The following is a 13,137-nucleotide window of genomic DNA, read 5'->3' as shown; positions in this document are numbered from 1 at the left end:
TCGCTCCGCTCCCTCGCTCGACGACCGAGCCCGCGGATCCCTGCGAACCCTGCGCAGCCCGGCTGGTCGTTGAGCGAGCGGAGCGAGACGAAACGCGGTGAGCGCCCGTCCGACCTCAGCCCCGCGGAGCCGCGGTCGTCGTGCCCTCGCGGAAGCGGCAGGTCAGGTGCTGGGTGATGCCTGGTTCGCCGCGGAGCATCCGCGCGACCTGCTCGCCCGCCGCGCGCCCCTTCTCGACGGCGGGCTGCACACTCGTGGTGAGCACGGGCCCGCCGAGCCCGTCGACGGCGATGCCGTCGAAGCCGGCGACGGAGAGGTCTTCCGGCACTCGCAGCCCCAGCTCCTCGGCGGCGCGGATCACTCCGACGGCGAGCAGGTCGCTCTGGGCGAGCACGGCTGTCGGGCGGCTCTCGGCGTCGGCGAGCAGCATCCGTCCGACCAGGAGACCCTCGTCGATCAGGCTGCCGGATGCCGAGATCGCCGGCGCATCGGGGAAGACCGACCTCATGCCCGCGAGGCGGTCGATCGTGACGTCGACCGTCGCGGTGCTGATCCGCTGCGGGGTCACCTGGAGGCGGTCGCGCGCGGTGTCGAGCGGCAGGGTGACCAGGGCCACATCCTCATGCCCGAGATCCCGCACGTGGCGGGCGACCGCGGCGGCGGCATCCGCGTTGTCGAGCGTGATCCGCGGGATGCCCTCTCCGGCGTCCCCCTCGATCACGACGACGGGAAGGCCCCGGCCGCGCACGATGTCGAGCGAGGCGCGGGTGCGCCCTGAGCATCCGATGAGCACCACGGCGTCGACCGGCGCGTTCGCCAGCGGAGACCCGTCGCTCTCGCCCGGGTCGTCGCGCATGAGCAGGATGCCGGCGCTGAGGTCGGCGAGGCCGTCGGTCAGTCCGTCCATCATGGCTGTGGTGACCGGGTCGAGGAAGGCCGCACGCAGATGCCCCTCGAGCACGACGGCGACGATGCCGCTGCGTCCCCTCCGCAGGGAGGCGGCACGCGGATCGGGGCCCGCGTAGCCGAGCTCGGCGGCGGCGGCGAGCACGCGCTCGCGCGTCCCCGCCGAGACCTTGGCCTTGCCGCTGAAGACGACGGAGGCGGTGGATGTCGCGACGCCGGCCTCGCGCGCGACGTCGGCGATCGTCGCTCGTCGCGGGCTGTCCTGACTGCTCATACTCCGAGGATACCTCCCCTGGTTTCGCGGTATCGAATCGATTCGATAGAGTGTCCGGCATGGACACCGCCCTCACTCGCCCCCAGTTCGTGCGCTGGCGCGCCGCGATCTTCGCGATCTTCCTCGCGAGCGGCCTGTCGATCGCTACCTGGGCCTCTCGCGTGCCCGACATCAAGCTCGCCCTCGACATCGACAACGCCCAGATGGGGCTGCTGCTGCTCGGCATGGGCGTCTCGTCGATCATCGGCATCTCGACGAGTCCCGCCGTCATGGCGCGCACCGGTGCGCGGGTCGGGATGCTCGCGACGATGCTCACGTTCGCGGTCGGGCTGACGCTGGTCGGCGTGGGCACGAACGTGATGGGCTCGGCGCCCGTGGTCGTCATCGGCCTCGTGCTGTTCGGGTTCGGCAACGGCTCCCTCGACGTCATGATGAACGTCGAGGCCACGGCCGTCGAGCAGCAGATGGGCAAGACGATCCTCCCGGTGTTCCACGCCTTCTTCAGCTTCGGCACGGTGATCGGCGCGGGTCTCGGCGCCCTCGCCGTGCACCTCGGCGCGAACGTGTCGCTGCACTCCTTCGTCGTCGCCGGCGTCATCGCCGTCCTGGCTGTCGTGTGCTTCGCGAACGTCCCCGTGCGCGAAGCCGCGCTCGACCCGTCTCCCGCGGAGAAGCCGCACTGGCGCGAGCGGATGCACGTGGCGCTGGAGGCCTGGCGCGAACCGCGCACCTACGCGCTCGGCGTCGTGATGCTGGGCATGTCCTTCGCCGAGGGCGGGGCCAACGACTGGCTCGCGCTCGGCGTCTCCGAAGACCACGGCGCCGGTCCCGCCGCAGGCGCCGCCGCCCTCGCCACCTTCTCGGTCGCGATGACGGTGGTCCGACTCTTCGGCGGTCCGCTGGTCGACCGCTTCGGCCGGGTCATCGTGCTGCGCATCCTCGCGATCACGGCGGCTGGCGGCATCCTGCTCTTCATCCTCGCGCCGAACACGCCCCTGGTCTTCGTGGCTGCGGCGCTGTGGGGCATCGGGGCCTCCCTCGGGTTCCCCCTCGGCATGTCGGCGGCGGCCGACGACCCAGCCAAGGCCGCGGCGCGCGTGAGCGCCGCCGCGACGATCGGCTACATCGCCTTCCTCGGCGGCCCCCCGGTGCTCGGATTCATCAGCGAGCACATCGGGCTGCTGAACACCCTGTACATCCTCGTGGTGCTCGCCGCGCTCTCCGGTCTCTTCTCGGCGGCGGCGCGGCCGCTCCGCGCCGACGAGATGACCGAGCCGGAGAAGCAGGGCTAGGCGACCCGGTCGGCTGACGTCGACGAGGAAACCACCCGTAGAAATACGGTTACCCCGCCGCGGACGGCTTGTTACGGTGGCCGCGGGGAGTCACCCTCTCCACTCGACACGAACCGATTCTTGGAGGAAATCATGTGCAGGGATACGACCTGGGGACTCGCTTTCGGACTTCTCGGCTGGGCGATCATTCACGACTACTGCCTCTACAGCTGATCCCGCCGCTGCCATCGCGGGCGCAGGTCACGGCCGTCTCCAGTCGCCGTCACGCACGAGAGCGGCGGCGTGAGAGCGACTGCGGGCGCCCAGCTTGGCGAGCACGCTCGACACGTGCGTCTTCACGGTCGGCACGCTGATCCCCAGTCGCTGGGCGAGCTGGGCGTTGGACCACCCCTGGAGGATCCCGTCGAGCACCTCCTGCTCGCGCGACGTCAGCTCGGGCAGCGCAGAGGTCGCGACGGCGGGCGGACTCCCCACGCCCTGGGCCGCCGCGGCGAGCGCACGTCGCGTCACCCGGGGGTCGAGCGCCCCCTCACCCGCGGCGACCGCACGGACCGCGGCGACGAGGGACGACGCATCCACGGTCTTGAGCAGGAACCCGGCCGCCCCTGCCCTGATCGCCCCGAACACCAGCTCGTCCTCATCGAAGCTCGTGAGCACCAGGACGTCGCTCAGGCCCTGCCCCACGATCTCGCGTGTCGCGGAGACGCCGTCGCGCCCCGGCATCCGGAGGTCCATGAGCACCACGTCGGGGCGCAGGGCTGCGGCGTTGCGCACCGCGACGTCTCCGTCGGCGGCCTCGCCCACCACGCGGATGCCGTGCGACTCGAGCATGATGCGCAGGCCCGCGCGGATCGCACCGTGATCGTCGGCGAGCAGCACGGTCGGGGCGCTCATACCGGCCTCGCGGGCAGCTGCGCCTCGACCAGCCAGCCACCGGCGTGCGGCCCCGCGGAGAACCTGCCGCCCAGCGCCTCCACCCGCTCGGCGAGCATGCTCAGGCCCCAGCCGCCGCCCTCGTAGCCGGCCGAGACGAGGGGCGCGCCGCCCCGGGACTCCACGCGCACCGCGATCACGGCATCCCTCTCCTCCATCGTCACATCGACCTCCGCGCCTCCGGCGTGACGGAGGCAGTTCGACAGCGCCTCGCGCACGACGCGCACCACGGCCTGCTCGGTGGGACCCGTCAGCGTCGTAACGCCGTCTGCCGACACCCGCACCCGGAGTCCCGCGCGGCGCGCATCGTCGGCGAGCGCCTCGACATCGGCCAGCCGGGGCGTCGGCGAGAGCTCTCCGTCGCCCCTCCGCAGCACGGCGATCATCGAGCGCAGCGCTCCGTGGGCATCGATGCCGGCATCCCGCACCGCCTGCAGCGCCGCACGATCGGCCCTCTCGTCGGCCGGCGTCGACAGTGCGGCCTCCGCCCTGATCGCCATGGCCAGCACGTGACCGGCGACGACGTCATGGAGCTCCTTCGCCATGGTCTCCCGCTCGCGCAGCACGGCCTCCGCACGATCCCGCACCGCCGCGGCCGCCGCCTCCTCTGCGCGCTGGCGGTGGAGGTCGGCGAGCTCGTTCGCCTGCGACACGGCGACCGCCCACCAGTAGTCGGTGCCGACGAAGGCCCCGAACTGGACCGCCACCAGGAACGCCGTGGGGGCCGAAGCCTCCGACACGAGGAGCGCGACCACGAAGAGCACCACGACGCTGAGGATCATGGCGATGAGGATCCTGCGCCGCGCCCGCGGGGAGGCCAGGAACGCCGCCGTCCACAGCACGTCGAGGAGCACGACGAGCGGGCCGAGCCCGCCGGTGGTGAACAGGTCGACCGCGAACACGACCGTCGCGGCGATCAGCGAGAGCCACGGAGCGCGGTGCTTGGTCAGGACGAGGATGCAGGCGGGGAGCGCCGTCGCCAGAGTCCACCAGGGAGAGGCATCCGCGGGGAGCACCGAGAAGATGCTCCAGATGCCGCTGAAACCGAGGAACGCGGCGAGCGCGCTGAGCAGGGCGATGAGGAGGGCGTCGACCGGCCGCCGATGCGACAGATACCACTCGCGGATGCCGCCGACCCTCGCCTCCTCCATGCGTTCATGCAACCACGGCTGGCCGTTCCCCGCATCCGACCAAGGTATGAGGAGCGGCGAATGCGACCGCGACCTTCGCCCGATCCGCGCGGGGGCGAGCGCGGAGAGGCTGGTCGCATGGAACTCTTCGGCGGACTCCCGCTCCCCCTCTCCCTGGCCCTTCTGGCGCTGATCGACGGGCTGAGCGTCGGCACGCTGCTCATCCCCGTGTTCCTCCTCCTCAGCCCGGGTCGCGTACGGGCCGGACGCATCCTGCTCTACCTCGGCACTATCGCCGCGTTCTACCTCGTGGTCGGACTCCTCTTCCTCTGGGGTCTGGTCAACCTCGTCGACGTCGCCTCCGACTTCCTCTCCTCCTCGGCGGGGCTGATCGTGCGCCTCATCGTCGGCGCCGCGCTGCTCGTCGTCGCATTCGCGATGCCGACCGGCTCGAAGGCCCGCGAGGCCGCGTCCTCTGGTGCCACGGCATCCGGCGCCACGGCATCCGGTACGGCACCCGATACGGCATCCGATGCCGCGGCATCCGGCGGTGCCGTATCCGCCGCGCGCACCGATCCGCTCACCCCTCCTCCCGCCGCTGCTCCTCCCGCCGGCGGCGCCGTCCCTGCGCCCGCCCCGTCGTCCGGACGCATCACGCGATGGCGCGAGCGCCTGCTGGATCCTCGCACCCGAGGAACGGCGGTCATGGCGGTCGCGATCGCCGCGGGCCTCGTGGAGGTCGCGACGATGCTCCCCTACATCGTCGCGATGACGATGCTCGCGGATGCCGGGGCGAGCACGCCGTTCCGCGTGCTCGCGCTGGTGGGCTATTGCGCTCTCATGGTCGCCCCGGCCGTCGTCCTCCTCGTGCTGCGCATGGTGGCCGCCCCTCTGGTGCAGCGGCCGCTCGAGCGCTTCGCCGCGTGGATGGAACGCACCGGCGCCGAGAACACCGCCTGGATCCTCGGCATCATCGGCTTCCTGATCGCACGTTCCGCCGCGACGGAGCTCGGGATCTTCGATGCGATCGGGACCATGCTCGACCGGTGACCGGCCCCGACGGTCCGGCGCGACCGGACGCGGTCGCGACGAAGTAGGCTCGACGGGTGCGTCTCGTCATCGCCCGCTGCTCCGTGGACTACACCGGGCGGCTCAATGCTCATCTCCCTCTCGCCACGCGCCTGCTGGTGCACAAGGGAGACGGAAGTCTGCTCGTGCACTCCGACGGCGGCAGCTACAAGCCGCTGAACTGGATGAGCCCGCCGTGCTCGCTCTCGCCCGAGGAGCCCGGTGAAGAGGAGGCCAGCGCGGGTGTCGTCGAGGTCTGGCGCGTCACGCACAAGAAGACCGGCGACGCGCTGCGCGTGCAGATCTACGAGATCCTCCACGACTCGAACCATGACCTCGGCATCGACCCCGGCCTGCAGAAGGACGGCGTCGAGGCGGATCTGCAGCGGCTCCTCGCCGAGCAGGTCGAGCTCGTGGGCGAGGGGACCACGCTCGTGCGGCGCGAGTACCCGACGGCGATCGGCCCCGTCGATCTGCTGGTCCGGGATGCCGAGGGCGCGGCCATCGCGATCGAGGTGAAGCGCCGCGGCGACATCGACGGCGTCGAGCAGCTCACCCGCTACCTCGAGCTGCTGGGCCGCGACCCGCACCTCGCCCCGATCACCGGCATCTTCGCCGCGCAGGAGATCAAGCCTCAGGCTCGCGTGCTCGCGGAGGATCGCGGCATCCGCTGCCTCGTCCTCGACTACGACGACATGAAGGGGATCGATTCGGGCGCGCCGCGCCTGTTCTGATGCTCTGCCGCCCGCGTCGCGGTCAGGAGATCAACGCCCCTGTCCGTCCGGGCGCTCGGCGATGAACATCGACCTCTTGAGCTCCAGGACGTGCGCCCGCGCGGTCCGCGCGGCCCCGAGGGCATCTCCCTCTTCGATCGCCGCGAGGATGCGCCGATGCTCGTCGTTGCTGTCGCGCAGGTACGCGATCGGGTACGGCACGAAGTAGTCGTAGAGCTGGTCGGCGATGCGGCTGTGTTCGGCGAGAGCCCAGTCGAGACCCGAGGCCGAGGCGACAGCACGATGGAACGCGCGATCCGCGTCATGGAACTCCGCCCAGTCGGCGGCAGCCACCGCGTCCTCCAGAGCCTGCGCCGCCTCGTCGAGCGCCCGTGCTCTCGCTCCGTCGCGCACGGTTCCTGCCGCCTCCGCCGCCAGGGCGGACTCGATCAGCGCGCGCTCGTCGATCAGCTGGATCACGGTCGACGTCCTGTCGCGGAATCCGCGCACGGAGTCGTCCTCCTGCCACGTCCGCGGATCGATCGGGTCGCTCACGAACGTCCCGCCGCCCCTGCCGCGGCGGCGCTCCAGGATCCCCTGGTCGGCGAGTGTGCCGAACACGCGCCGAAGGGTCATCAGACTGACGTTCAGCGCCCGGGCCGTGCTCTCGTGCGGCGGCAGCTGCTCGCCGGGCTTGAGCAGTCCCAGCTCGATCGCCAACAGGATCCGTGCGCGCACCGCGTCCGTCGCGCTGAGCGGCCGGACCCCGTCCAGCGGGCCCGAGGCCAGGACGTCGCGCTCCGCTCGTTCGGTCATCGGCGCCCCTCTGTGTCGATCCGCGCCCGCATCGGATCCCGAGCACTTCCACCGAGGGTACGCCCGCGTCGCCGGGCCCGCCTAACCCTCTTGCCGCGCCTCCGCGAGCCGGTTGCCCCCGCCGAGCGCGACCCCGAGGAGGAAGACCGCCGGCGGGAGGCAGGCGAGGAACACCGAGAGTCCGACGCTGCCTCCGGTCACGAGCGTGAAGTTAGACAGCACGACCCACCCAGCGGCGATCAAGCCGATCACCGCGGCGGCGGGCACCAGCACCGTCGTGACGACGTGTCCCTCCCGCAGTGAGGGATGCCGGCGGAAGAACACCAGGACCGCGATGCTCGTCATGAGCATGAGGAGCACCATCCCGACGGTCGCGACCCCCGCCATCGAGCCGAACACTCCGACGAGAGGCTCCACGCCTCCGATGATGAACGCCACCATGATGACCGTCGCCGTCACCGTCTGCACGAGCGACGACACCGCCGGCGAGTGGTGCCGCGGGTGCACGGTGCCCCAGCGCGCCGGGAGGACGCCCTTGCGCGACAGGGCGAACTGGTAGCGGGCGATGACGTTGTGGAACGAGAGCACGCAGGCGAAGAGACTCGTCACGAGCAGCACCTGGACGATGTCCTGGACCAGCCAGCCGAGATAGCGACCGGTCATGTCGGTGAGCATGTTGGCCTCTCCCGCCAGCGTCGCCGTCGCGAGATCGACGATCCCCTGTCGACCCCCGCCCACGACCATCGCCCAGCACGACAGACAGTAGAAGACGCCGATGATGATGACGGCGAGGTACGTCGCCCGCGGAATCGTCCGCTCCGGATCCCGCGCCTCGTCTCGGAACACCGCGGTCGCCTCGAACCCGATGAACCCGGTCAGCGCGAACAGCACGGCGACCGAGAGCCCCGGCGCGAAGGCGTTCGCCGGATCGAAGGTGTCCCACACGATCCCCTCCGCGCCTCCGGTCGCGAAGATGACGGTGTCGAGCACGATGACGACGCCGATCTCCAGGACCAGCGCGATGCCGAGGACCTTGGCCGACAGGTCGATGTGCCGATATCCGAGCACGGCGACGAGCGCGACGGCGGCGAGGGAGTAGACGCCCCAGGGGATCGACGGGCCGCCGAAGTGCTGCACCAGATCGTCCACCGCCCAGCCGAGATAGCCGTAGATCCCCACCTGGATGGCGGTGTACGCGAGGAGCGACACGAACGCCGTCCCGAGACCGGTCCGGCCGTCGATCCCCTTCGTCACATAGGAGAAGAACGCGCCGGCCTCCTTCACGTGCGGCGTCATCTTCACGAAGCCCACGGAGAACAGCAGCAGGACCACGGTCGCGATCACGAAACCAACCGGGGCGCCGATGCCGTTGCCCAGGCCGATCGCGATCGGAGCGTTGCCGCCGATCACCGTCAGCGGCGCGGCCGCGGCGATCACCATGAAGACGATCGAGCCGGTGCCGAGCCTGCCGCGGAGCCGGTGCTCCGTGGTCGTCTGATCTGCACTCATGAACTGTCCCTCTCGGTCGTGATCCGGGTTCGGATGCCGGGCGTCATGCCGGCTCCTTGGGGGTCGGGGGCGACGACGAGTCCTGGGCGCCGGTCCCGAAGATACGGATTGCGCGCCTGAGCGCTGCGCACCTCCGCCGGGTCGATCCTGGCGAGGAGCAGCGCGCGCTCCTCCGGGCCGGCGGCGGCGATGACACGTCCGGAGGGATCGACGATCGAACTCAGTCCGACGTAGTCCAGCTCCTTCTCGGAGCCGATGCGATTCGCGTAGGCCACGTACACCTGGTTCTCCCAGGCGCGGGTGCGGATGACGTGCTCCGCGATGAACTGGTACGGCGCCATCTGGGCCGTGGGCACCAGCACGACGTCGGCGCCGGCGGAGGCGAGCGCGCGGACCGTCTCGGGGAACTCCACGTCGTAGCAGATGAGCAGGCCGATCCTCACGCCGTGCAGCTCGACGATCGGACCGAGGGCGTCACCCGGCTCGAAGAGCGAGACATCCAGATCACCGAAGAGGTGGGTCTTGTCGTAGCGCGCCACGACATCGCCGTGCTCCGACACCAGGACGGCCGAGTTGGAGATGCCCGCCGCAGCGGGCAGTCCCGTGCCGACGAGGAGCGCGATCCCCTCGCTCCGCGCGATGTCGCGGATACCGTCGACGAGCTCGTCCCGCACGACATCGGCCAGCTGCGCTCCCACGTTGTAGCCCGTGAGGTACATCTCGGGCGTCATGAGGAGCTGCGCGCCCTGTGCCGCAGCATCCCGCGCCGCCTCGCGGATGAGACGGAAGTTCGCCTCGACGTCGGCGCCGACGCCCTCCGCCTGGAGCACGGCGACAGTGAGTCCGTTTGAATAGCTCATTGCGAACACTTTAGTCACGCAGGGCCTTCCCGTCCAGGGTCAACCTCGGGCCCCCGCCCAGGGTTCTCGGCGAACGACGAGACTCCGTCCGCGGCCATCCGGGCGGAGACGGTGCCCGTAGGCTGGAGGCATGCCCCACTCCCCCTATACCTGCGTGCTGTGGGACGTCGACGGCACCATCATCGACGCCTCGGTCGGCATCCTCCGCCGCCTGAACGTCGCGCTCACGCACTTCGGGCACCCGGCGCCGACGAGGGACGACCTGGTGCACTGGATCGGCCCGCCGATGTTCCAGTCCTTCCAGGTCCAGGCCGGCATGACCCCCGAGGAGTCCGCCGATGCCGTGGCCTTCTACCGCTCACTGGGCAAGGCCGACGGGTACACCACCGACGTCGCGACCTATCCCGACGTCCCCGAGATCATCCGCGAACTCCACGCCGCCGGGGTGCCGCAGGCGACCGCGAGCTCGAAGCCGGAGAACCAGGTCGACGCCCTCGTCGACCACTTCGACCTCCGCCCGTACTTCCTCGCCACGGTGGGGGCGACGCCGGATGAGGCGACCCTGGCGTCGAAGGCCGACATCGTCGTCGAGGCGCTGAAGCGGCTCCGCGAGCGCGGCGCCGACACCTCGCGCCCCGTGCTGATCGGCGACCGGCACCACGACGTCGAGGGCGGGAACGTCAACGGGGTGCCCGTGATCTTCGTCGAATGGGGCTTCAGCGACGAGCACGAGGGAGACGATGCCGCGTTCCGCGTGTCATCCCCCGACGAGCTGAAGGCCCTGCTTCTCGTCTGACTCCGTCGATGCACCGCCCTCTCGGAGGGAGACGGTGCGCCGCCCGTTCAGGAGGAGAACTCCGCCTCGGGAGGAGGAATCCGCGCCGATTCTCAGCCCGAACGTGCGAACTCAGCCCGAACGCGCGAACTCAGCCCGAAACTGCAACACCTCGGAAAGCACAGAACTCCCCGCCGGTGGCCGCGCTGAAGCTGCGACCCCGGTCGGGGAGTCCTTGGTGCGTCCGCTCCTCAGAGAGGACGGATGTTCTCTGCCTGCAGGCCCTTGGGGCCCTGCGCGACATCGAACTCGACTCGCTGGTTCTCTTCGAGAGACCGGTAGCCGGATGACTGGATGGCGGAGTAGTGCGCGAAAACGTCAGCGCCGCCGTCGTCGGGGGAGATGAAGCCGAAGCCCTTCTCCGAGTTGAACCACTTGACCGTGCCCTGGGTGCTCATGTACTGCCTGTTCTGCTGGAAAAGAAGCCGACGCAGGATGCACCGACATCGCTAACGCTAGTGGAGCAGCAGCTGAGCGGAAGGGCCGGGGTCAGCCCGTAACAGAAATGTTGCACGAGCCGTCACACCGCGTCACAGAGGATCCCGCGGAAGACACCCGGAAAATTGTGTGGCCCTCACCGCGGGGGGAGCGATGAGGGCCGAAGACGACCGGAGGGTGCGTCAGAAATAAGCGTACCCCCTCCGAAGAGGTTTTGTCCCCCATTTGGGGGACATTCTCGAAAAATCTCAGCGGAACGATAGCGGCCCCCTCGAGCAGCCCATTGGGGACTGAACTACTCGAGAGGGCCCAATCGCATGCACGGACCGTCTTGCCTCTGGGGAAGGCTTCCCGTCTTCTGGGGAAAGACGGAGACGATCGATTCCCCTGTGCACGCACCTACACCATAGGGGACGGATGACGATCTCGCCACGATCACGTCACCGGTGAGAACAGGCCTGGAATCCCCGTCGACGAAGGGGTACCCTGCGGACGCGACCGCCCATAAAATGTGGTCGTGCTGAGAGATTCCTCACCGCAGTTCCGCGAGGCTGGCGGCAATGCCGAGCGGCGGAGACTCGCGCTCATGCTGCGTGCCGCCATCATGCGCGGAGACTTCCCGGAGGGGAAGCTCCCTCGGGAGTTCGAGATCATGCGCGACTACGACGTCAGCCGCGCCGTCGTCCGAGACGTGCTGCAACAGCTCAAGGAGACGGGCGTGGTCAGCCGCACCCACGGGGTGGGCACGCACGCCGACATCGGATCCGTCTTCGGTCTGTACGAGTTCCATGGCGTCGACGTCATCCCGGAGCAGTCGACCTATCCGCGCGTTGTCGATCGCACGATCATCCCCACACCTCCGGTGGCGAAGGAGCGGATGCCGGAAGCCGGCCCGCAGGTGCTGCGAGTCGAGTACCTCGCCGCCCCCGCCGACTACGCGAGCGCCGTCTCCACGAACTACTTCGCCCTGCCGAAGGCCGCGAGCCTCGAGACCGCGCCGTTCGGCCACAACATCTACCAGTTCCTCCACAACGGCGGACTGCGGCTGTCGTCCTCCGAGTTCCTGATCGGCGCGATGCTCGCGGACCAGTCGGTGGCCACGCGATTGAGCGTGCTGCCTGGTAGTCCGCTGCTGAGCCTGGAACAGGTGATGTACGACGAGGAGGGCGTGGCGTTGAGCTTCTCCACCGTGGCCCTGCGGGCCGACCGGGTCGCCTTCTTCTCCCGCGTCGGACGCTCCGACGGCGGCGATGCCCTCCGCCCCTTGAACGAGAGCGCAGTGCCCGACCTCGGATTCGGCTGATCCGCGGAGACGCTGGCGGCAACCGGCTCAGATCGCGACTGCGCGCGTCCGTCGGCGCAGCCGCCCCTGACTGACGGCGATGCCGAGGATCACCACCACAGCTCCGGACGGCTCGTTCCAGGAGATGTGCTCGCCCCGCACGAGGATGCCGAGAGCCACTCCGATCACCGGCGTGAGGTAGGTCACCGTGGATGCGTTGGTGGCACCCCACGCGGTCACGATGTTCGTGTTCCAGACGTAGGCCACGCCCGTCCCCAGAACGCCGAGGGCGAGCACCGCGACGATGACGGGAGTCGACAGGTCGACCTCTCCGCGAGCGACGACCGGAGAGAGCACCAGCATCACCGCCGCTCCGAGACCGACCTGCACCGTCGCGACCGGTATCGCTCCGAGCCTGCGCGGCGTGACGAACCGGCGGAGGTACACGAACGCGATGCCGTAGCTGAGAGTGGCGCCGAGACAGGCGAGCTGGGCGAGCACGGATCCGGCGCCGAGTCCCTCCCACGGTGCGAGGACGACGACCACTCCGAGGAAGCCGACGAGGATCCCGAGCAGGGTCGTCCTGGTCGGACGCTCCTCACGGAGCGCGACCAGCGCCACCAGCACCGTCATCAACGGGGTCGTCGCGTTGTAGATGCTCGCGAGACCGGAGGAGATGTCCTGCTGCGCCCACGCGAAGAGGAGGAAGGGGATGACGCACAGCAGCAGCGCCACCACGAGCAGGTGCGCCCAGATCATGCCCGGCGACGGCAGTCGATGACGGCCGATGACGCAGACCGCCGCGAGCGCCAGCGCTCCGGCCACGAGCCGGCCGAGCACGACCTGCGCAGGGGAGAGCCCGGTCAGCGCGATGGCGACGAAGAGGAAGCTCGCACCCCAGGTGAGAGCCAGCAGGATGAACTGCAGCAGCACGCCGCCGCGCCTGATCTGCGTGGCGCCCGTGACTGCATCCGTGTTCGGCATCCGCTCTCCTCCGCATCGACGTCCTGCGTCGCTGCGTCCAGCCTGAACCGCTGCCATGCGGAGCGCTGGCGGGTATCGGCCATCGCACCCGACACTC

At 69.9% G+C, this 13,137-nt stretch carries 13 protein-coding genes; 5 read left to right on the top strand and 8 right to left on the bottom strand.

The window, feature by feature from the left end:
- Positions 1–115: 115 nt before the first annotated feature.
- The gene (locus CQ047_RS06535; protein WP_105673474.1) at positions 116–1,180 is read right to left on the bottom strand and encodes a LacI family DNA-binding transcriptional regulator; all 1,065 of its coding nucleotides are present in this window, start codon (positions 1,178–1,180) and stop codon (positions 116–118) included.
- A 59-nt stretch (positions 1,181–1,239) separates the two neighbouring features.
- Here CQ047_RS06535 and CQ047_RS06530 point away from each other — a divergent pair, with 59 nt between their 5' ends.
- Positions 1,240–2,472, top strand: a complete 1,233-nt coding sequence (locus CQ047_RS06530; protein ID WP_105673473.1) for an MFS transporter — start codon at positions 1,240–1,242, stop codon at positions 2,470–2,472.
- Between the two features lie 240 nt (positions 2,473–2,712).
- Here the strand turns inward: CQ047_RS06530 and CQ047_RS06525 are convergent, their stop codons facing one another.
- Entirely contained in the window at positions 2,713–3,366 is a 654-nt protein-coding gene (locus tag CQ047_RS06525; protein ID WP_105673472.1) for a response regulator transcription factor, read from the bottom strand.
- Positions 3,363–4,556, bottom strand: a complete 1,194-nt coding sequence (locus CQ047_RS06520) for a sensor histidine kinase (protein WP_258132509.1) — start codon at positions 4,554–4,556, stop codon at positions 3,363–3,365. Before CQ047_RS06520 ends, CQ047_RS06525 begins: the two co-directional genes overlap by 4 nt.
- A 117-nt stretch (positions 4,557–4,673) precedes the next feature.
- Here CQ047_RS06520 and CQ047_RS06515 point away from each other — a divergent pair, with 117 nt between their 5' ends.
- Positions 4,674–5,585 carry a GAP family protein gene (locus CQ047_RS06515; protein ID WP_105673470.1) on the top strand — a complete coding sequence of 304 codons (912 nt, stop codon included), beginning with the start codon at positions 4,674–4,676 and terminating at the stop codon, positions 5,583–5,585.
- Positions 5,586–5,641: 56 nt separating this feature from the next.
- Positions 5,642–6,337 (top strand): endonuclease NucS, encoded by a 696-nt coding sequence (gene nucS, locus CQ047_RS06510; protein WP_105673469.1) that lies wholly within the window; start codon positions 5,642–5,644, stop codon positions 6,335–6,337.
- Positions 6,338–6,367: 30 nt separating this feature from the next.
- Here the strand turns inward: nucS and CQ047_RS06505 are convergent, their stop codons facing one another.
- From CQ047_RS06505 to CQ047_RS06495, 3 genes are all read right to left on the bottom strand, one after another.
- On the bottom strand, positions 6,368–7,132 hold the full coding sequence (locus tag CQ047_RS06505; protein WP_105673468.1) for a FadR/GntR family transcriptional regulator: 765 nt from the start codon (positions 7,130–7,132) through the stop codon (positions 6,368–6,370).
- Between the two features lie 81 nt (positions 7,133–7,213).
- On the bottom strand, positions 7,214–8,641 hold the full coding sequence (locus CQ047_RS06500) for an APC family permease (RefSeq protein ID WP_105673467.1): 1,428 nt from the start codon (positions 8,639–8,641) through the stop codon (positions 7,214–7,216).
- Positions 8,638–9,501 (bottom strand): carbon-nitrogen hydrolase family protein, encoded by an 864-nt coding sequence (locus tag CQ047_RS06495; protein WP_105673466.1) that lies wholly within the window; start codon positions 9,499–9,501, stop codon positions 8,638–8,640. Before CQ047_RS06495 ends, CQ047_RS06500 begins: the two co-directional genes overlap by 4 nt.
- Before the next feature lie 130 nt (positions 9,502–9,631).
- Here CQ047_RS06495 and CQ047_RS06490 point away from each other — a divergent pair, with 130 nt between their 5' ends.
- Positions 9,632–10,297: an HAD hydrolase-like protein gene (locus tag CQ047_RS06490; protein WP_105673465.1), complete on the top strand. Its 666-nt coding sequence runs from the start codon at positions 9,632–9,634 to the stop codon at positions 10,295–10,297.
- Positions 10,298–10,527: 230 nt separating this feature from the next.
- Here the strand turns inward: CQ047_RS06490 and CQ047_RS06485 are convergent, their stop codons facing one another.
- Entirely contained in the window at positions 10,528–10,734 is a 207-nt protein-coding gene (locus CQ047_RS06485; protein WP_067356903.1) for a cold-shock protein, read from the bottom strand.
- 557 nt (positions 10,735–11,291) lie between these two features.
- Here CQ047_RS06485 and CQ047_RS06480 point away from each other — a divergent pair.
- The gene (locus CQ047_RS06480) at positions 11,292–12,077 is read left to right on the top strand and encodes a GntR family transcriptional regulator (RefSeq protein ID WP_146114277.1); all 786 of its coding nucleotides are present in this window, start codon (positions 11,292–11,294) and stop codon (positions 12,075–12,077) included.
- A gap of 27 nt (positions 12,078–12,104) precedes the next feature.
- On the opposite strand, the gene CQ047_RS06475 is transcribed toward CQ047_RS06480, so the two are convergent.
- Positions 12,105–13,040: a DMT family transporter gene (locus CQ047_RS06475; RefSeq protein WP_105673463.1), complete on the bottom strand. Its 936-nt coding sequence runs from the start codon at positions 13,038–13,040 to the stop codon at positions 12,105–12,107.
- Positions 13,041–13,137: the final 97 nt, after the last annotated feature.

Source organism: Microbacterium sp. MYb72, assembly GCF_002979415.1.
Lineage (GTDB): Bacteria > Actinomycetota > Actinomycetes > Actinomycetales > Microbacteriaceae > Microbacterium > Microbacterium natoriense.
The sequence above is the reverse complement of the archived record's forward strand: the minus strand, read 5'-3'. Positions and strand labels throughout refer to the sequence as shown.